Below are 21,143 nucleotides of genomic sequence, written 5' to 3' on the forward strand. Positions count from 1 at the left end.
CGCTGATGGACCCGATGCTGGAGGAGTTCCGGGCCGTCGCGGAGACGCTCTCGTACGACGAGCCGCGGATCCCGGTCGTCTCCAACCTCACCGGCGCCGTAGCCGCGGACGGGCAGTTGACCGACCCGGACTACTGGGTGCGTCATGTCCGCGAGGCCGTGCGGTTCGCCGACGGCGTCCGCGCGCTCGCGGACCGGGGTGTCACCGCCTTCCTGGAGATCGGTCCCGACGGAGTGCTCTCCGCGCTCGCCGCCGCCTCCCTGCCCGACACCGGAACCGTCGTCGTGCCGGCGCTGCGCAAGGACCGCGACGAGACCGTGTCCGTCCTCAGCGGCGTCGCCCGGCTGCATGTCGCCGGTGTCGACGTCGACTGGTCGGCCCCCCTGTCCGGCACCGGCGCCCGCATCGCGGATCTGCCCACCTACGCCTTCCAGCACGAGCGTTACTGGCCCAAGGCGGCCCCTGCCGCCCTGGACGCCTCCGGTCTCGGTCTGGCCTCGGCCGACCACCCGCTGCTCGGCGCCGCCATGTCGGTGGCCGGTTCCGGCGAACTCCTGCTGACCGGCTCCCTGTCGGCCGCCGCCCATCCGTGGCTGGCCGACCACGTCGTCGGCGGCATGATCTTCTTCCCCGGTACCGGCTTCCTGGAGCTGGCCGTGCGCGCCGCCGACCAGGCCGGCTGCGACCGGGTCGAAGAGTTGATGATCGCCGCGCCGCTGGTGCTCCCCGCCACGGGTGCTGTGCAGGTGCAGATCTCCGTCGGCGCCGCCGACGAGGACGGCTCGCGCGAACTGCGGTTCTTCACCCGGCCCGGTGAGGACCAGGACGCGGAGTGGACCCAGCACGCCACCGGCCGCGTCGGGTCAGGTGAGCAGGTCATCGGCTTCGACACCACCGTGTGGCCGCCACGCGACGCCGAGGCGATCGACATCGACGGCATGTTCGAGCGCTATGCCGCCGACGGTTTGGAGTACGGTCCGGTCTTCCGTGGACTGCGTGCCGTCTGGCGCCAGGACGACACGGTCTACGCCGAGGTCGCACTGCCCGACTCGGTCGAGGACGCCGGTGCTTTCGGCCTGCACCCGGCGCTCTTCGACGCCGCCCTGCACAGCACGGTCTTCCTGTCCGCCGAGGGCGACGACCGCAGTCTGCTGCCGTTCGCCTGGGAGGGCGTGTCCCTGCACGCGGACGGGGCGAGCACCCTGCGGGTGCGGATCGCCTCGTGCGGTGAGGACGCGGTGCAGATCGCGGCGGTCGACCCGGGCGGCCAACCCGTCGTCTCCGTGGAGTCGTTGACGCTGCGTGCCGCGGGCCCGGAAGCCGGTGCCGAGCCGCGCCGTGACGACGCCAACTCCCTGCTCCGCATCGACTGGACTCCCCGTACGGTCGCCGCCCCGGCCGCTCCCGCCACCTGGGCCGTGCTCGGTGATGACCCCTTCGGTCTGACGGCTGTGCTCGCCGCGGACCCCGAGGCGGTCGCGGGCGTGCATGCTCCGGCTGCGACGCTTGGGGAGTTGGCTGCCCGGAGCGGGGCCGTACCCGACATGGTCGCGGTGACGGTCCGGGGCGGCCTCGACCAACGACCGGAAGACGCCCACCAGTTGGCCCGTCAGGTGCTGGCTCTGGTGCAGGAGTGGCTGGCCGAGTCCGCTTTCGCCTCCTCCCGGCTCGTCGTGGTCACCCGGAACGCCGTCGCTGACGGCGAGCGCGGTCCGCTCGATCTGGCCGCTGCCCCCGTGTGGGGTCTGGTGCGTTCCGCCCAGTCCGAGAATCCGGGCCGGCTGCTGCTGGCCGATGTCGATGACACGGCTGAGTCCATGGCCCGACTGCCGCTGCTGGCGGGGCTGTTCGACGCGGAGGAGCCGCAGGCGCAGGTCCGTGAGGGCACCGTTCGTGTCGGTCGGCTCGCCCGGCTGGAGTCCGGCACGTCCCTCGTTCCGCCGGCCGGGACGCCGTGGCGGTTGGGCAGCCGCGTCAAGGGCAGCCTCGACGGTCTCGCCCTGCTGCCGCATCCGGAGGCCCTGGAGCCGCTGGTCGGCCGGCAGGTGCGCATCGGGATCCGTGCCGCGGGCCTGAACTTCCGCGACGTGCTCAACGCTCTCGGCATGTACCCCGGTGAGGCGGGATTGTTCGGCTCCGAAGCCGCCGGTGTCGTGACCGAGGTCGGTCCGGACGTCACCGAACTGGCCCCCGGCGACCGGGTCATGGGCATGGTGTTCGGCGGGTTCGGTCCGTCGGGCGCTGCCGATGAGCGACTGCTGACCCGCGTTCCCGACGACTGGTCCTGGGAGACCGCGTCGTCCGTGCCCCTGGTGTTCCTCACCGCCTACTACGCGCTGAAGGATCTCGCCGGGCTGAAGGCGGGCGAGAAGGTCCTGATCCACGCCGGTGCCGGTGGTGTCGGGATGGCGGCGATCCAGATCGCCCGTCACCTCGGTGCGGAGGTCTTCGCGACGGCCGGCGAGGGCAAGTGGGATGTGCTGCGCTCCCTCGGGGTCGCCGACGACCACATCGCCTCCTCGCGCACCCTCGACTTCGAGGCGGCGTTCGCCGAGGTCGCGGGGGACAAGGGCCTCGATGTGGTCCTGAACGCCCTGGCCGGCGAGTTCGTCGACGCGTCGATGCGGCTGCTCGGCACGGGCGGCCGGTTCCTGGAGATGGGCAAGACCGATATCCGGGACGCCGACTCCGCCTCGGACGGCATCACCTACCGGTTCTTCGACCTGGGCATGGTCGACTCCGACCACATCCAGCAGATGCTGCTCGACCTGGTCGGCCTCTTCGAGCAGGACGTGCTGTCCCCGCTGCCGGTCCGTGCCTGGGACGTCCGTCGCTCTCGTGAGGCCTTCCGCTTCATGAGCATGGCCAAGCACATCGGCAAGATCGTGCTGACCATGCCCCGGCCCCTGGAGCCCGAGGGCACCGTCCTGGTCACCGGTGGCACCGGCGGTCTCGCCTCCGAACTGGCCCGCCATCTGGTCGCCGAGCACGGTGTCAAGCACCTGCTGCTGACCAGCCGTCGCGGACTTGACGCCCCCGGTGCCTCAGACCTCGTCGAGGCGCTGACCGACCTGGGTGCCGAGGCCAGGGTCGCCGCCTGTGACGTCGCCGACCGTGACGCTCTCGCCGCGCTGCTCGCCTCCGTCCCGGCCGAGCACCCGCTGACCGCGGTGGTGCACACGGCGGGTGTCCTCGACGACGGCATCCTCGCCTCCCTCACCGCCGACCGCCTGGACACCGTGTTGCGGCCGAAGGTCGACGCCGCCTGGCACCTGCACGACCTCACCCGTGACCTCGACCTGGCCGCCTTCGTCCTGTACTCCTCGACCTCCGGCGTCTTCGGCAGCCCGGGGCAGGCCAACTACGCGGCGGGCAACACCTTCCTGGACGCCCTCGCCGCCCACCGCCAGGCCCTCGGCCTGCCCGCCACCTCCCTCGCCTGGAACGCCTGGGAGCAGGGCAGCGGCATGACGAGCGGACTGAGCGACGAGGACATGCGCCGCATCAACGACAACAGCGGCATGCCGCTGCTGTCCGTCGAGCGGGGCCTGGCCCTGTACGACGCCGCCACCCTCGCCGACGAACCGCTCGTCGTGCCGCTGGGCCTGGGCGGTGGCGGCTCGCTGCCCCCCGGCATGAGCGTCCCCGCGATCCTGCGCGGACTGGTCCGTACCGGCGGACGCCGGGCACGGGCCGGCACCGCCGCGGTCGCCCGCGCCGGACTCGCCGAGCGTCTCGCCGTTCTGCCCGAGGAGCAGCGCCTGCCGTTCCTGGTCGACCTGGTGCGTGCCGAGGCCGCCACCGTCCTCGGGCACGGCTCCGCCGACGCCGTGGACGCCCGCCGCGAGTTCCGCGGCCTCGGCTTCGACTCGCTCACCGCGATCGAGCTGCGCAACCGCCTCGGCAAGGCCTCCGGCCTCACCCTGACCGCCACGCTCGTCTTCGACTACCCGACACCCCAGCAGCTCGCCGAGTACCTCCTGGACGAACTGCTCGGCGCCGACGCCGCGGAGGCCTTCACCGCCCATCGGACTGCTGCCGCCGCGTCCGACGACGACCCCGTGGTCATCGTCGGCATGGGCTGCCGCTTCCCGGGCGGTGTCGGATCGCCCGAGGAACTGTGGGACCTCGTGGCCTCCGGCACCGACGCCATCACCGGCTTCCCCGCCGACCGTCAGTGGGAGTCGTCGACGATCGGCGGCGAGCTGGGCGACCTTTCCGGGCAGGGCGGATTCCTGAGCGACATCGCCGACTTCGACGCCGACTTCTTCGGCATCGCGCCGCGCGAGGCCCTGGCCATGGACCCGCAGCAGCGCATCCTGCTCGAAGTGACCTGGGAAGCCGTGGAGCGCGCCGGACTGGACCCGACCGCCCTGCGCGGATCCCGTACCGGTGTCTTCATGGGCGTCAGCGGCCAGGACTACTCCGGTCTGGTCATGCGCTCCCGTGACGACATCGCCAGCCACGCCACCACCGGCCTCGCCGTCAGCGTCGTCTCGGGACGCCTCGCCTACACGCTCGGCCTGGAGGGCCCCGCCCTCTCCGTCGACACCGCCTGCTCCTCCTCGCTGGTCTCCCTGCACCTTGCCGCCCAGGCACTGAGGGCGGGGGAGTGCACCATGGCGCTGGTCGGTGGTGTCACCGTCATGACCACCCCCGCCAACTTCGCCGGATTCTCCAAGATGGGCGGCCTTGCCCAGGACGGCCGCTGCAAGGCGTTCTCCGACTCCGCCGACGGCACGGGCTGGTCCGAGGGCGCGGCGGTGCTCGTCCTTGAGCGCCTCTCCGACGCCCGCCGCGCCGGACACCGGGTGCTGGCCGTCGTGCGCGGGACCGCCGTCAACCAGGACGGCGCCTCCAACGGCCTCACGGCCCCCAACGGCCCTTCCCAGCAGCGGGTGATCCGGCAGGCGTTGGCCAACGCGGGCCTGCGGCCCGGCGACGTCGACGCCGTCGAGGCGCACGGCACCGGCACCCCGCTCGGGGACCCGATCGAGGCGCAGGCGCTGCTCGCCACCTACGGCTCCGACCGTGACCCGCAGCAGCCGCTGCTGCTCGGCTCGGTGAAGTCCAACATCGGCCACACCCAGTCCGCGGCCGGTGCCGCCGGACTCGTCAAGATGGTCATGGCGATGAGCAACGGCACGCTCCCGCGCACCCTGCACGTCACCGAGCCGTCCTCGCACGTCGACTGGTCCCTCGGCGCCGTCCGGCTGCTCACCGAGGAGACCGCGTGGCCGGAGACGGGACGGGCGCGTCGGGCCGGTGTGTCGTCGTTCGGCATCAGCGGCACCAACGCCCACGTCATCCTCGAAGACGCCCCCGAGCCCGCCGCGGACGAGCGCCCCGCCGAGGACACCGCGACCCCCGCCGTCACCCCGTGGGTCGTCTCGGCCCGCTCCGAGCAGGCGCTCGACGCCCAACTGGAGCGGCTGCGCGCCCATGCCGCCGCACATCCGGAGGCCTCCCGCGCCGACATCGGCCTGTCCCTCGTGACGAGCCGGTCCTCCTTCGAGCACCGGGCCGTCCTGCTGGCGGGCCCCGACGGCGTCACCGAGGCCGCACGCGCCGAGGCCGGCGCCGCACGTACACCTGCGTTCCTGTTCTCCGGCCAGGGCGCCCAGCGCCTCGGCATGGGCCGTGAACTGCACGCCCGGTTCCCGGTGTTCGCCAAGTCTCTGGACACCGTGCTGGACCTGCTCCAGACCGAACTCGGCTTCTCCCTGCGGGAGATCATGTGGGGCGACGACCCGGAACAGCTCAACCGCACCCGCTGCACCCAGCCCGCGCTGTTCGCGGTCGAGGTCGCCCTGTTCCGTCTGGTGGAGTCCTGGGGTGTCACCCCGGACTTCGTCGCCGGCCACTCCATCGGTGAGATCACGGCCGCGCATGTCGCCGGGGTGTTCTCGCTGGAGGACGCCTGCCGACTCGTCGCCGCACGCGCCCGGCTCATGGACGCGCTGCCCGAGGGCGGCGCCATGGCCGCCGTCGAGGCCACCGAGGACGAGGTGCTGCCGCTGCTCGACGACGGCGTCGCCGTCGCCGCCGTCAACGGCCCCACCTCCGTCGTCGTCTCCGGCCCCGAGGACGCTGTCGACCAGCTCGTCGCCCTCCTGGAGTCGGACGGCCGCCGCACCACCCGCCTGCGCGTCAGCCACGCGTTCCACTCGTCGCTGATGGACCCCATGCTGGAGGACTTCCGCACCGTCGCCGAGAGCCTCACCTACCACGAGCCGCGCATCCCGGTCGTGTCCAACCTGACCGGCGAGGTCGCCTTCGCGGGCGTACACACCCGTGCCGACTACTGGGTGCGTCATGTCCGCGAGGCCGTGCGGTTCGCCGACGGCGTGCGCGCGCTCGCGGACCGGGGTGTCACCGCCTTCCTGGAGGTCGGTCCCGACGGAGTGCTCTCCGCGCTCGCCGCCGCCTCCCTGCCCGACACCGGAACCGTCGTCGTGCCGGCGCTGCGCAAGGACCGCGACGAGACCGCGTCCGTCCTCACCGCCCTGGCCCGGCTGCACACCGCCGGCCTGGACGCCGACTGGAGCGCCCTCTTCGCCGATACCGGCGCCCGCCGGGTGCCGCTGCCCACGTACGCCTTCCAGGGCACCCGCTTCTGGCCCGACACCACCGCCGCCCCAGGCGACGCGGGCGGACTGGGCCTGGACGCCGGAGGGCACCCGCTGCTCACCGCCGCCACGGCGGTAGCGGGCTCGGACGAGACGCTGCTCAGCGGACGCCTGTCCGCCGCCGCACAGCCCTGGCTCACCGGCCGCGCAAGCGACGGCACCACCACCCTGCCCACGGCGGTCCTCGCCGAACTCGCGCTGCACGCCGCCGAGGCCTGCGACCGCACCACGGTCGAGAACCTCACCGTCGGCGCGCCCCTGACGCTCACCGGGAACCGCCCCCAGCGCCTCCAGGTCCTGGTGGGCGCCCCCGACGGGACCGGCCGGCGCACCCTCACCGTGCACACCCGCGCGGACGGCGACGGCGCCCCATGGGTCGAGCGGGCCACCGCCACGCTCACCGACGCGCCCGCCGCCCCCGCCACCGCCGACAGCGCATGGCCGCCCGCGGACGCCACCCCGGTCGACGACCTGCCCGAACCCACCAACGCGGCCGTGCTGCGCGCCGCCTGGCGGCGCGGCGGGGACGTCTTCGCCGAGGTCGAGATCACCGAACAGAGCCCGACCGAGCAGGCGTTCGCCCTGCACCCGGCGCTCCTGGACACCGCGGTCCGGGCCGCCGCCCTCCTCGACGGAGACGGAGACGGAGACGACATCCCCGACGCCGTCGCCTGGGACGGGCTCGTCCTGCACGCCGCGCACCCGGTCCTGCTGCGGGTGCGGCTCACCGCCACCGGCGACGACACCTGGGCGCTGGAGGCGACCGACCCGCAGGGCGGCCCCGTGCTCTCGGTGGCCTCGCTCACCCTGGGCGCCACCGCCGCCGAACCCGGCACCGACGCCCCCGCCACGGACGACGCCGCGCTGCTCACCCTGGACTGGGTCGCGCCCTCCCCGGCCCCGCGCTCCGGCGACCGCGGACCGTGGACGGTGCTCGGCGACGGGCTGCCCGGACTGGACACCGCGCTCACCGCGGCGGACGGCGTCCTCGTCACCCGTGCGCACTCGCTCACCGAACTGCTGGACAGCGGGGCACCCCTGCCGTCGCTGACGCTGCTGCCGGTCGAGGGCGACCCCGCCGCCGGGGACGACGTGCCCGCCGCGGTCCGCGCCGCCACCGTGCCGGTGCTCGACCTGCTGCGCCGCTGGACCTCCGACACCCGCACCGCGGACTCCCGCCTCGCGATCGTCACCCGCGGCGCCGTCGCGGCCCGCCAGGAGGACGTGACCGACCTGGCGGCGGCGGCCGTCTGGGGACTGGTCCGCTCCGCCCAGTCCGAGAACCCGGGCAGTTTCCTGCTCCTGGACCTCGACCCGGCCGACGGCGCCGACACGACCGACGCCGCCGTCCTGGCCTCGCTGCCCGCCCTGTTCGACGCGGGCGAGACCCAGGCCGCCGTCCGGGGCGGCGCGCTCACCGTCGCCCGCCTCACCCGCGCCGAGTCCACGCCCGCCCCGGCCGCCGACCAGGTCCGTGCCTGGGACCGCGACGGCACCGTACTGATCACCGGCGGCACCGGCGGCCTCGGCGCCGTACTCGCCCGCCACCTCGTCACCGGCCACGGCATCAAGCACCTGCTGCTGGCCGGCCGCCGCGGTCCCGACGCACCCGGCGCCACCGCCCTGAGCGAGGAACTCTCCGCGCTGGGCGCCGAGGTCACCGTACGGGCCTGCGACGTCTCCGACCGGTCCGCCGTCGACGCGCTGCTCGCCGGGCTGCCGCCCGAGCACCCGCTGACCGCGGTCGTGCACACGGCGGGCGTCCTCGACGACGCCACGATCGGCTCGCTCACCGCCGACCGGCTCGACACCGTGCTGCGGCCCAAGGCGGACGCCGCCTGGCATCTGCACGAGGCGACCCGGGCCCTGCCGCTCGCCGGATTCGTCCTGTACTCCTCCGTGGCCGGCGTCACCGGAGGCCCCGGACAGGGCAACTACGCCGCCGCCAACACGTTCCTCGACGCGCTCGCCGCGCACCGCGCGGCCCAGGGCCTGCCCGCCCTGTCGCTGGCCTGGGGACCGTGGGGCCAGGGCGCCGGCATGACCGGCACGCTCACCGACGCCGGCATCGAGCGCATGGAGCGCTCCGGGATGCCGCCGCTCACCGAACGCCAGGGCCTCGACCTGTTCGACGCGGCGAACGGCCAGGACGAGGCACTCGCCGTGGCGATCCGGGTCTCCCGGTCCGCCGCCGCCCCCGAGGCCGGCGACGTCCCCGCGGTGCTGCGCTCCCTGGTCCGCGCCCGGCGCCGCGCGGCGGCCACGGCCGGTGCCGACGGGCTCGCCCGCCGGCTGGCCGGTCTCGGCGCCGAGCAGCGGCACGAGACCCTCGTCGGCCTGGTCCGCCAGGAGACCGCCGGGGTGCTCGGTCACTCCGGTGCCGACGCGGTCCCCGCCGACCGGGACTTCAGCCGGCTGGGCTTCGACTCGCTGATGGCGGTCGAACTGCGCACCCGGCTCTCCGCGGCCACCGGCGTGCGGCTGCCGTCCACGCTCGTCTTCGACCACCCGACGCCCACCGCCGTCGCCCGGCACCTGGCCGGCTCCCTGGCGGGCGGGGACCGGAGCGGCACCGCCGCTTCTCCGCTGGCGACGCTCGACCGGCTGGAGGCGGAACTGTCCGCCGACGGCATGGACGAGGCCACCCGCCGCGGGGTCGCCGGCCGGCTCCAGCGGCTGCTGGCCGCCTGGGACGGCACCGGCCCGGACGGGGACGGGCCGGCCGTCGGCGAACGGATCGAGGCGGCGAGCGCCGAGGAGATCTTCGCCTTCATCGACAACGAACTCGGCCGGTCGTCGAACTCCTGACCTGGGCCCACCCCGACTACGCGCGAAACATTTTGAGGAAGGTTCACGGACGATGCCGGACGAAAGAAAGCTCGTCGATTACCTGAAGTGGGTCACGGCGGATCTCCACCAGACCCGCAGACGCCTCCAGGAAGCCGAGGCGGGCCGCCACGAGCCCGTGGCGATCGTCGGCATGGCCTGCCGCTTCCCGGGCGGTGTGCGATCCCCGGAGGACCTCTGGGAGATGCTGGCCGACGGCCGTGACGCCATCGGCGGGTTCCCGGCCGACCGCGGCTGGGACCTGGAGACGCTGGCCGGTGACGGAGAGGGCCGCAGCAGCACGCAGAAGGGAGGATTCCTGCACGACGTGGCCGACTTCGACCCGGGCTTCTTCGACATCTCGCCCCGCGAGGCGCTGGCCATGGACCCGCAGCAGCGGCTGCTCCTCGAAACCGCCTGGGAGGCCGTGGAACGTGCCGGGATCGCCCCCGGCAGCCTGCGCGGCAGCCGCACCGGTGTCTTCGTCGGCACCAACTCGCAGGACTACGCCCACCTCGTCCTCGCCTCCGACGACGACATGGGCGGCTACGCGGGCAACGGCCTGGCCGCCAGCGTGATGTCCGGCCGGCTGTCCTTCGCGCTCGGCTTCGAGGGGCCCGCCGTCACGCTCGACAGCGCGTGCTCCTCGGCCCTGGTCGCCCTGCACCTGGCCGCCCAGTCCGTACGCTCCGGCGAGGCCGACCTCGCGCTGGCCGGCGGCGTCACCGTCATGACCACCTCGTCCAGCTTCGTCGGCTTCAGCCTCCAGGGCGGCCTCGCCGCGGACGGCCGCTGCAAGGCGTTCGCCGACTCCGCCGACGGCACCGGCTGGTCCGAGGGCGTCGGCATGATCCTCGTCGAGCGGCTCTCCGAGGCCCGGCGCAAGGGCCACCCGGTGCTCGCCGTGCTGCGCGGCTCCGCCGTGAACCAGGACGGCGCCTCCAACGGCCTCAGCGCCCCCAACGGGCCCGCCCAGCAGCGCGTCATCCGCGACGCGCTCGCCTCCGCCGGGCTCTCGCCCGCCGACGTCGACGCCGTCGAGGCGCACGGCACCGGCACCACCCTCGGCGACCCCATCGAGGCACAGGCCCTGCTCGCCACCTACGGCCAGGACCGCGACGCGAGCCGCCCGCTGCGCCTCGGCACCGTGAAGTCCAACATCGGCCACACCCAGGCCGCCGCCGGCGCCGCGGGCGTCATCAAGATGGTCCTGGCCCTGCGGCACGGGCTGCTGCCCCGCACCCTGCACGTCGACGCGCCCTCCACGCACGTCGACTGGGACGCCGGCCACGTCAGCCTGCTCACCGAGGCCACCCCCTGGCCCGAGGGCGAGCAGGTGCGCCGGGCCGGTGTGTCGTCCTTCGGCATCAGCGGCACCAACGCCCACGTCATCCTCGAAGAGGCCCCCGCGGTCGAGGAGGACACCGACGCCGAGCAGCGGCCCGCGCCGGTCGTCCCGCGCGCCGTCCCGTGGCCCGTGTCGGCCCGTACCGCCGCCGCCCTCGACGCCCAGCTGGAGCGGGTACGGCCGCTCGCCGCGTCCGGCGCCGACCCCGTCGCCGTCGGCCACGCGCTGGCCGGCACTCGCACCCCCTTCGAACACCGGGCGCTGCTCGTCGCCGCGGACGGCGGGCTCACCGAGGCCGCCCGCGGCACCGTCCCGTCCGGCGACCGCCGCGGCCTCGCCGTCCTGTTCTCCGGGCAGGGCGCCCAGCGCCTCGGCATGGGCCGTGAACTCCACGCCCGCTTCCCGGTGTTCGCCGCCGCCCTGGACGAGACCCTCGCCCTCCTCGACGAGCGCCTCGGCCACTCGCTGCGCGACGTCATCTGGGGCGAGGACCCCGCGGCCCTCGACGACACCGGCCACACCCAGCCCGCCCTGTTCGCCGTCGAGGTCGCCCTCTACCGCCTGTTCGCCTCCTGGGGCCTGCGCCCCGGCCACCTCGCCGGACACTCCGTCGGAGAGATCGCCGCCGTGCACGTGGCCGGCGCGCTGTCCCTGGAGGACGCCTGCACGCTGGTCGCCGCCCGTGCCGGCCTGATGCGGGACCTGCCGGCCGGCGGAGCCATGGTCGCGCTGCGCGCCACCGAGACCGAGGTGCGGCCGCTGCTGGACGAGCGGGTCTCGCTCGCCGCGGTCAACGGCCCCGAGTCCGTGCTGGTCTCCGGCGCCGAGGACGCCGTCCTCGCCGTCGCCGACCACTTCCGGGAGCAGGGCCGACGCACCACGCGGCTCTCCGTGAGCCACGCCTTCCACTCGCCCCTCGTCGACCCGATGCTCGACGCGTTCCGGGACGTCGTCGCCGAGCTCACCTTCGGCGAGCCGTCGGTCCCCGTCGTCTCCACCCTCACCGGCGACGTCGTCACCGCCGAGGAACTCGCCACGCCGCACTACTGGGTGTGCCACGCCCGCCAGGCCGTCCGCTTCGCCGACGCCGTGCGCACCCTCGTCGACGAGGGCGCACGGACCTTCCTCGAACTCGGCCCGGACGGCGTGCTGTCCGCGCTCGTCGGCGAGAACACGCAGTCCATCGACGTCACCGACGTCACCGCCGTACCCGCGCTGCGCAAGGACCAGCCGGAGGAGGCCGCCGTGCTCGGCGCGCTCGGCACCCTGTGGACCCGGGGCAACGGGGCCGACTGGGACGCCGTGTTCGAGGGCACCCTCCCCGGGCGTCCGGCCCCCGTGGACCTGCCGACGTACGCCTTCCAGCGCGGCCGGTACTGGCCCAGCGTGCGCGCCCGCTCCGGCGACCCCGCCGGACTGGGCCTCGGCGCCGCCACGCATCCGCTGCTCGGCGCCACCGTCGCCCTCGCCGACGCCGACGAGTCCGTCCTCACCGGACGCCTCTCGCCGCTGACCCACCCCTGGCTCGCCGAGCACCGCGTCGACGGCCGGATCACCGTCCCCGGCACGGCCCTCGTGGAGATCGCGGTCCGCGCGGGCGACGAGAACGGCACCCCGCGCCTGGACCGGCTCGACCTGCTCGCCCCGCTGATCCTCGGCGACCGCGACGCGGTCCTGCTCCAGGTGCGGGTCGGTCCCGCGGACGCCTCAGGACACCGGCCGCTCTCCGTGCACGCCCGCCCGGCGACCTCGGACGACGCCCCCTGGACCACGTACGCCCGCGGTGTTCTCTCCCCGGACGAGGGCGCCGAGGACACCGCCGCGGAGCTCGTCCAGTGGCCGCCCGCCGACACCCGCCAGGTCCCGCTCACGGAGCTGGAGTCCGACGGGCGCACCCTCGGTCCGCTCTTCAGCGGCCTGACCGGGGTGTGGCGGCACGAGGGCGAGGTGTTCGCCGAGGCCGAGCTGCCCGCGGGCCCCGACAGCGGCTTCGGACTCCACCCCGCGCTGCTGTCCACCGCCCTGCGCGCCGCCGCCCTCGACGGCGCCACGGCGGGCGAGCCGGCCGGCTTCGACGGGCTCACGCTGCACGCCACCGGCGCCACCGCGCTGCGCGTACGGCTGAGCACCACCGGGCCCGACACCGTCGCTCTCACCGCCGTCGACCCCGCGGGCAACCTCGTCCTGACCGCCGAGACCGTGCGCCTGGGCACCCCGGACGGCGCCGCCGGGAACCCGGCCGCCACCGGCCGGGGCGACCTGTTCGCGCTGAAGTGGGCACCCGTCAAGGCCTCCGCCCGCGCCACCGGCACCCGCTGGGCCGTCGTCGGCTCCGACGAACTCGACCTCGGCTACGCCATGCACCGCGCCGACGAGACCGTCACCGCGTACGCGGAGTCGCTGGGCGGCGCCATCGGCGACAGCGGTGTCGCGCCCGACGTGTTCCTGATCCCGCTCGCGGGGGAGAAGGACTCCGGAGCGGACGGGGTGCGCGCCCTCACCACCCGGGTCCTCGGATACCTCCAGGAGTGGCTGTCCGAGCCGCGGCTCGCGGGCACCCGCCTCGTCTTCGTCACCCGCCGCGCCGTCGCCCTCGACGACGAGGACGTCCTCGACCCGGCCGGCGCGGCCGTCTGGGGCCTGGTGCGCTCCGCGCAGACCGAGAACCCCGGGAGCCTGCTGCTCGTCGACCTCGACGACACGTTCCTGTCCGCCGGCGTACTGCCCGACGTGCTGACACTCGACGAGCAGCAACTCGCGGTCCGCGACTACCAGGTGCGCGCCGCCCGGCTCGCCCGGCTGCCGCGCACGGCCGACGACGGCCCCGCCGCCCCCGGCTGGAACCCGGACGGCACCGTCCTGATCACCGGCGGCACCGGCGGCCTCGGAGCAGTGCTCGCCCGGCACCTGGTCACCGCCCGGGGCGCCCGGCACCTGCTGTTGGCGAGCCGGCGCGGCCCGCAGGCGCCCGGCGCGGCCGAACTGGTCGCCGAGCTGACCGGCCTGGGGGCCCAGGTGACCGTCTCCGCCTGCGACGTCGGCGACCGCGACGCGGTCGACGCGCTCGTCGCGTCGGTGCCGGCCGAGCACCCGCTGACCGCCGTCGTGCACACCGCGGGTGTCCTGGACGACGCCCTGATCGGCTCGCTCACCCCGGAACAACTGGCCGGTGTGCTGCGCCCCAAGGCCGACGCGGCCCTGCACCTGCACGAGGCGACCCTCGGCCAGGACCTCGCCGCGTTCGTGCTGTACTCCTCGATCTCCGGCGTCATCGGCGGCCCCGGCCAGGCCAACTACGCCGCCGCCAACGCGTGCCTCGACGCACTCGCCCAGCAGCGCGTGGCGGCCGGTCTGCCCGCAGTGTCCCTCGCCTGGGGCCCCTGGGGCCGCGGCAGCGGCATGACCAGCCAGATCAGCGACACCGATCTGGGGCGGATGGACCGCGGCGGCACCCCGCCGATGAGCATCGAGGACGGCCTCGCCCTGTTCGACGCCGCCCTCACCCGCCCCGAGCCGGTGGTCGTGCCCACCCGGATCAACGTCGCCGGACTCCAGGTCCAGCAGTCGCTGCCCGCCCTCTGGCGCGACCTGGTGCCGCGCACCCGGCGCACCGCCGCCGCGGACCGCTCGCCCAAGACCGTGCTCGACGGGCTGCGCACACTCGACACCGTAGGCCGGGAGAAGCTGCTCACCGAGCTGGTCGTCGGCTTCACCGCGGGCCTGCTCGGCCACGCCGACCCCGCCGCCGTCGACCCCGAGCGCGGCTTCCTGGAGCTGGGCTTCGACTCGCTGGTCTCGGTCAGCCTGCGCAACCAGCTCGGCGAACTCCTCGGGCTGCGCCTGCCGACGTCGGTGGTCTTCGACAGCAAGACGCCGGTGAAGCTGGCCCGCCACCTCAACGAGGAACTGGGCGACCTGTCCGCCTCCGGCCCGGCGTCCGGCACCGCCGTCGCCGGCACCACGGTGCACCCCGACGACACGCTGGTCGGCCTGTTCCACAACGCGGTGCGCGGCGGCAAGCTCGTCGAGGCCATGCGGATGCTGAAGGCCGTCGCCAACACCCGGCCCACCTTCGAGACGCCCGCGGACTTGGAGGAGCTGTCCGAGGCCGTCACCCTGGCCACCGGCCCCGGCACCCCGCGGCTGATCTTCGTCAGCGCGCCCGGCGCCACCGGCGGTGTCCACCAGTACGCCCGCATCGCCGCCCACTTCCGCGGCAGGCGCCATGTGTCGGCGCTGCCGCTGATGGGGTTCGCCCCCAGCGAGCTGCTGCCCGCCACCAGTGACGCGGCGGCCCGGATCGTCGCCGAGAGCGTCCTGATGGCGAGCGACGGCGAACCGTTCGTGATGGTCGGCCACTCCACCGGCGGCTCCCTCGCCTACCTCGCGGCCGGGGTCCTGGAGGACACCTGGGGCGTGAAGCCGGAGGCGGTCGTCCTGCTCGACACGGCGTCCATCCGGTACGACCCCTCGGAAGGAAACAACCTCGACCAGACGACCCGCTTCTACCTGGCCGACATCGACTCGCCGTCCGTGACGCTCAACAGCGCCCGGATGTCCGCGATGGCGCACTGGTTCATGCTGATGACGGACATCGACGCACCCGCCACGACCGCCCCCACCCTGCTCCTGCGCGCCACGCAGGCCAACAACGGCTTCAAGCTCGACACCTCCGCGGTGCCGGCCGACGCGGTACAGGACATCGAGGCCGACCATCTGTCCCTGGCCATGGAGCACTCGGCACTGACCGCCGAGGCCATCGAGAACTGGCTCGCCGGACTTCCGGCCGGCGAGGACTGAGCCGGGTCCGGTCGGTGCACGCCACCCCGGCCGGGTCCTCCCTGTCCCCCCACCGCATCCGGGGCGCCGCGCTCTCCCACGGCGTCGCCCCGGATGCGACAGCGGTCCCAGGGCCTCTCGTTTGGATCATGCCGGGCTCCCTGATCCGGCCTGATCCAAACGAAAGACCCCAGCCGGGGACCCGCGCACACCACCACTGCCCCAAGGAGTAGCAGTCCCATGCTCAACCCCACCCCGCCGCCCTCTCTCGAGGACGCCGCGCCCTCGGTGCTCCGCCTCAGCCCGCTGCTGCGCGAGCTCCAGATGCGTGCTCCCGTCACCAAGATCCGCACCCCGGCCGGCGACGAGGGCTGGCTGGTGACCCGGCACGCCGAGCTGAAGCAGCTGCTGCACGACGAGCGCCTGGCCCGTGCGCACGCCGACCCGGCCAACGCGCCCCGCTACGTCAAGAGCCCCTTGATGGACCTGCTCATCATGGACGACGTCGAGGCGGCCCGCGCCGCGCACGCGGAGCTGCGCACCCTGCTCACCCCGCAGTTCTCCGCCCGCCGGGTGCTCAACATGATGCCCATGGTGGAGGGGATCGCGGAGCAGATCCTGAACGGCTTCGCCGCCCAGGAGCGCCCCGCCGATCTGCGGGGCACCTTCTCGCTGCCGTACTCGCTGACCGTGCTGTGCGCCCTGATCGGCATCCCGCTGCAGGAGCAGGGCCAACTCCTCGCGGTGCTGGGCGAGATGGCCACGCTGAACGACGCGGAGAGCGTTGCCAGGAGCCAGGCGAAGCTGTTCGGGCTGCTGACCGACCTGGCCGGCCGCAAGCGGGCCGAACCCGGCGACGACGTGATCTCCCGGCTGTGCGAGACGGTCCCGGAGGACGAGCGCATCGGCCCCATCGCCGCGAGCCTGCTCTTCGCCGGCCTCGACAGCGTCGCCACCCATGTCGACCTGGGCGTCGTGCTGTTCACGCAGTACCCGGACCAGCTGCGGGAGGCACTCGCCGACGAGAAGCTGATGAGGAGCGGCGTCGAGGAGATCCTGCGGGCCGCGAAGGCCGGCGGCTCGGGCGCCGCGCTGCCGCGCTACGCCACCGACGACATCGAGATCGCCGACGTCACCATCCGCACCGGTGACCTGGTGCTGCTCGACTTCACGCTGGTCAACTTCGACGAGGCGGTCTTCGACGACGCGGACCTCTTCGACATCCGCCGCTCGCCCAACGAGCACCTGACGTTCGGGCACGGCATGTGGCACTGCATCGGAGCCCCGCTGGCCCGGATGATGCTGAAGACCGCCTACACGCAGCTGTTCACCCGGCTGCCCGGTCTGAAGCTGGCCCGCCCCGTGGAGGAGCTCCAGGTGACGTCCGGCCAGCTCAACGGCGGCCTCACCGAACTCCCCGTCACCTGGTGACTCCCCCGCCCTCCCCGAGAACGGCGGCGGCCCCCACTGCCTGACGAGTGGGGGCCGCCGCCTTTTCCTTCTCTTCCGTACGCGGGGCTCTAGTCCTCCACGACCGTGATCGCCATCGAGGGGCAGACCACCGCCGCCTCCCGGACCGCGTCCAGCGTGGCCGGGTCCGACGGCTGTACGAGGACGGTCACCAGGCCGTCGTCGTCCTGGTCGAACACGTCCGACACGGTCAGCACGCACTGTCCGGCACCGACGCAGCGATCGATGTCCACGTTGACGCGCACCATCAATTCCTCCAGGGTCGTTCCACCGGGCCGACCGCCGCGGCGGCCGGCCCGTCGCTCAGCTCCAGGTGACGGGCAGCTCGTGCAGACCGAACAGCACGCCGTCGTACTTCAGGGACAACTCTTCGACCGGCACGGCCAGTTCGAGGGTCGGGATGCGCTCGAACAGGGTCCGGTAGGCGATCTCCATCTCCACCCGCACCAGGTTCTGCCCGAGGCACTGGTGGACGCCGTAGCCGAACGCCACGTGCGAGCGCGCGGAACGCTCCGGGTTGAACTCCTCGGGCTTGTCGAAGACCGAACCGTCGTGGTTGGCCGCGGCGATCAGCGGCACGATGCCCTCACCGGCCCGGACCAGCTGTCCGCCGATCTCCACGTCCTCCACCGCCACCCGGAAGGACACCAGGTCGGCGACCGAGTAGTAGCGCAGCATCTCCTCCACGATGCGGTCGTCGCCGATCCACTGCGGGTTGGTCAGCAACTGGACGACGCCCAGGCCGATGTTGTTCGCCGTGGTCTCGTGCCCCGCGATGAGCAGGAGCATCGACACCCCGGACAGCTCCTGCCGGGACATGGTGCCGGCCTGGATCAGCCGGCTGATCAGGTCCTCGCCGGGGCGGCGGTCCTTGATCTGGATGAGCCGGTTCAGATAACGCAGCAGCGCCTTGGAGGCCGCGTCGCGTTCCTCGTCGGTGGAGCTGAGGGTCACCAGAACCCTCGTCTTCGCCTCGAAGAAGTCCCGGTCCGCCTTGGGCACCCCGAGCAGGTCGGAGATGACCAGCGACGGCACGGACAGCGCGAAGTCCGCGATCAGATCGGCCGAGTTGCCCGCGGCGAGCATCGCGTCGATCCGCTCGTCCACGATCTGCTGGATCGCCGGACGCAGCTCCCGCACCTTGCGCACGGTGAACTCCGGGATCAGCGTCTTGCGGAACCGGTCGTGCTCCGGGGGATCCAGCGCCACGAACCAGCCCGGGACCTCCGACTGCGAGGGGGCGCCGCCGGTGCGTCGCGCCCTCGGGAAGCCGGGACGGGAGGGGTCCGCGCTGATCCGGGAGTCCGTCAGCACGGCCCGCACGTCCTCGTGCCGCGTCACCAGCCACACCGGGCCGCTGGCGGGCAGTTCGGAGCGCACCAGGCCCTCGCCCGCCCGGTAGTCGGCGTACTCCGGCGGCGGGAACGGACGTCCCGGCCGCCGCAGCGGGAAGGCGACCGGGCAGCCCGGAGCGAAGGTCGTCGTCTCGGCGTCGGCGGTCATCACGTGGCTCCGTAGAAGTCGCGAATCCGGTCGGTGATGAACTCCTGCTCCTGCGCGGTCAGTCCGGTGTGCGTGGGCAGGTAGAACCCGTCCTCGCCGAGCCGGGAGGCGTTCAGCGACGGCCAGTCGGCGTCGTAGTATCCCGGCTGGCGGCTCATCGGCTTGAAGAACACCCGGGTCTCGACGCCCTGGTCGGCCAGGTACGCGCGCAGCTCCTCGCTCCGCTCGGCCCGCAGGTCGTACATCCACAGCACGTCGCGGGCCGGCATCAGCGTGATGCCGGGCACGTCCCGCAGCGCTTCGTCGTAGCGCTTCTCGATGTCGCGGCGGGTCGCGAGGATGGTGTCCAGCTGCTCGGTCTGCGCGAGCGCCACCGCGGCCTGCATGTTCGTCATGCGGTAGTTGTAGGCCAGCTTCTTGTGCAGGAAGCTGTGGTCCTTGGTGAACGCCATCGCCCGCAGATGCGCCATCTGCTCGGCCAGATGGGCGTCCCGGGTCAGGCACACCCCGCCCTCACCCGCCGTGATGATCTTGTTGGCGAACAGCGAGAAGCAGGCGATGTCGCCCACCGGCCGCACCCCGTGCGCCTCGGCCGAGTCCTCGACGACCCGCAGGTTGTACTCGTACGCCAGGTTCATGATGGCGTCCATGTCGCACTGCCGGCCGTAGATGTGCACCGGCATGATCACCTTGGTGCGCGGGGTGATCTTCTCCTCGATGCGGGAGACGTCGATGTTCAGGTCGTCGCCGCAGTCCACGAACACCGGGGTCGCCCCCGTGTAGGTGACGGCCCACGCGGAGGCGATCATCGTGAACTCCGGGACGATCACCTCGTCGCCGGGGCCGACGCCCAGCGCCCGCAGCGCCAGCGTCAGCGCGGTGGTGCCCGAGGAACAGGCGACACCGTGCGGCATGTCGTTGTAGGCGGCGAACGCCTCCTCGAACCGCCGGACGTAGGGGCCCTGCGACGAGATCCAGCCGCCGCCGACGGCCTCCGTCACATACTCGAGCTCGCGGCCCTTCAGCCACGGCATGGAGACCGGATACGTATAGGACATCCTTGACTTCCTCGAATTCCTCGGTCAGTCGTTTGCCAGGACGGGGAGGCCGAGCAGCAGGTCCGCGGCGGCGGTACGACCGCCCGCGGCCTTCAGCAACCCGGCGTAGTACTCGGCGCGTTCGGTGAAGGACGGCTCGTCGAGCACGCGGGTGATCTTGTCGAGGACGTCGTCCGTGTCCACGGTCTCGGGGCGGTCGACGGTCAGGCTCACGCCGAAGTCCTGGCCGCGCACGGCCTGGTCGTCGCAGTCCACCCACAACGGCCGTACCACCAGCGGCTTTCCGAAGTACAGGCCCTCGTGGTAGCCGTTGCCGCCGGCGTGCGTGAAGAACACCTTGACGTTCGGGTGGGCCAGCACGTCCAGCTGCGAGGGAACCCAGCTCTCGATCCGCAGGTTCGCGGGCAGTTCCCCGGCCGGGGGCAGCAGGTGCTGCTGCTCGCGCGGCAGCTTCCACAGCACCTGGTGGCCCTCGCCCTCCAGCCGGCGGGCCACCTCGACCAGCGAGGCGACCTGCTCCCGGGTGAGCCGGGTGATGGTGCCGAAGCCCATGAAGACCACGGACTTCTGCTCCGTCAGCCAGTCCGACAGCCCGTCATCGTCCGGCGCCTGCGGCAGCGGCGGCACCAGCGTGCCCACCAGCCGCACCTTCTCGTGCATCGGGAACGGGTAGTCCAGTTCGGGCACCGAGTAGCACAGCACCTGCTCGGCGTGGTCGATGCGCGCCATCATCTGCCGCGCCTCGGGAGAGATGCCCAGCTCGCCGCGGATGCGGTTGTCCTCCTCGACGACCTCGCGCATCTCCTTCGACATGAACATCCCGAGCGTGCGCACCCGGAACAGCTCGTTCTCCACGCGCTGGGCGATCGTCATGCTTCCGGGCAGGCCCGAGTGCGGCACCGGGAACCCGGACGGCGTGTACGACTTGGCGAACGGCACGTGCGAGGTCAGCACGTTGCTCGGCAGGAACGGCACCCCGAGCACGAACGGGATCTTCTTGGTGATCGCCAGCTCGTACCCGAACTGGCACATGCTCTCGATCACCATCAGGGCGGGCTGGACCTCCTCGACGACCTTCTCCAGCGCCCGGTACTTCTCCACCCGGGTCTCAGGCGCGAAGGAGTGCCGGATCACCGCGCGGTGCGCCTTGAAACGGGACCGCTGCGTCACCTCGGCATAGGTGTCGTCGTCCCAGGTGACCGCCGACATCTGCGACACGGTGTCGCCGAGCGAGGCGAACCGCAGCGAACTGCCCACCGACGACGACTCGATCTGGTCCCGCCCCTTCTCGTCCGTGGCGAACCACAGATCCTCCACACCGCGCCGGGACAATTCCTCGGCCAGTACGAGCAGCGGATTGAGAAGACCGCTTTCGGCATAACTGACGAACAGGATCGGCCGCCTGTGCGCGCCCATGGACAACACCCTTCGGAAAGTGGCGGACCGCGCGGGCCCGCACGCCTCGCGTCCACCCACCGAATGTCGCCGGATGACCGCATTCGCCGACGCCGCCGCCTGTCGCGCACGCCG

6 protein-coding genes and 1 pseudogene are annotated in these 21,143 nt (G+C 73.2%); 3 read left to right on the top strand and 4 right to left on the bottom strand.

Annotated features, from left to right (window positions below; all coding sequences use genetic code 11):
- The 3 genes and pseudogenes from ACIQMV_RS37165 to ACIQMV_RS37175 form a co-directional block, all read left to right on the top strand.
- On the top strand, positions 1–9,437 hold a 9,437-nt coding region (locus ACIQMV_RS37165), incomplete at its 5' end, for an SDR family NAD(P)-dependent oxidoreductase (RefSeq protein ID WP_402597502.1).
- A gap of 52 nt (positions 9,438–9,489) precedes the next feature.
- Positions 9,490–15,603 (top strand): annotated as a pseudogene (locus ACIQMV_RS37170) (type I polyketide synthase); the annotation flags it as partial.
- A 219-nt stretch (positions 15,604–15,822) separates the two neighbouring features.
- The gene (locus tag ACIQMV_RS37175) at positions 15,823–17,013 is read left to right on the top strand and encodes a cytochrome P450 (protein WP_402597503.1); all 1,191 of its coding nucleotides are present in this window, start codon (positions 15,823–15,825) and stop codon (positions 17,011–17,013) included.
- 89 nt (positions 17,014–17,102) lie between these two features.
- Here the strand turns inward: ACIQMV_RS37175 and ACIQMV_RS37180 are convergent, their stop codons facing one another.
- From ACIQMV_RS37180 to ACIQMV_RS37195, 4 genes are read right to left on the bottom strand one after another with little or no spacing between them, the layout of a single operon-like run.
- Positions 17,103–17,300 carry a ferredoxin gene (locus ACIQMV_RS37180; protein WP_141356597.1) on the bottom strand — a complete coding sequence of 66 codons (198 nt, stop codon included), beginning with the start codon at positions 17,298–17,300 and terminating at the stop codon, positions 17,103–17,105.
- Between the two features lie 55 nt (positions 17,301–17,355).
- Positions 17,356–18,555, bottom strand: coding sequence for a cytochrome P450 (locus ACIQMV_RS37185; protein ID WP_402597504.1), 1,200 nt, complete (start codon positions 18,553–18,555; stop codon positions 17,356–17,358).
- A complete protein-coding gene (locus tag ACIQMV_RS37190) occupies positions 18,555–19,613 on the bottom strand; it encodes a DegT/DnrJ/EryC1/StrS family aminotransferase (protein WP_402597506.1) in 1,059 nt (352 codons plus the stop codon). Before ACIQMV_RS37190 ends, ACIQMV_RS37185 begins: the two co-directional genes overlap by 1 nt.
- A 24-nt stretch (positions 19,614–19,637) precedes the next feature.
- Positions 19,638–21,029 carry a glycosyltransferase gene (locus tag ACIQMV_RS37195; protein ID WP_402597507.1) on the bottom strand — a complete coding sequence of 464 codons (1,392 nt, stop codon included), beginning with the start codon at positions 21,027–21,029 and terminating at the stop codon, positions 19,638–19,640.
- Between the last annotated feature and the right edge of the window lie 114 nt (positions 21,030–21,143).

Source organism: Streptomyces sp. NPDC091412 (assembly GCF_044756885.1).
GTDB lineage: Bacteria > Actinomycetota > Actinomycetes > Streptomycetales > Streptomycetaceae > Streptomyces.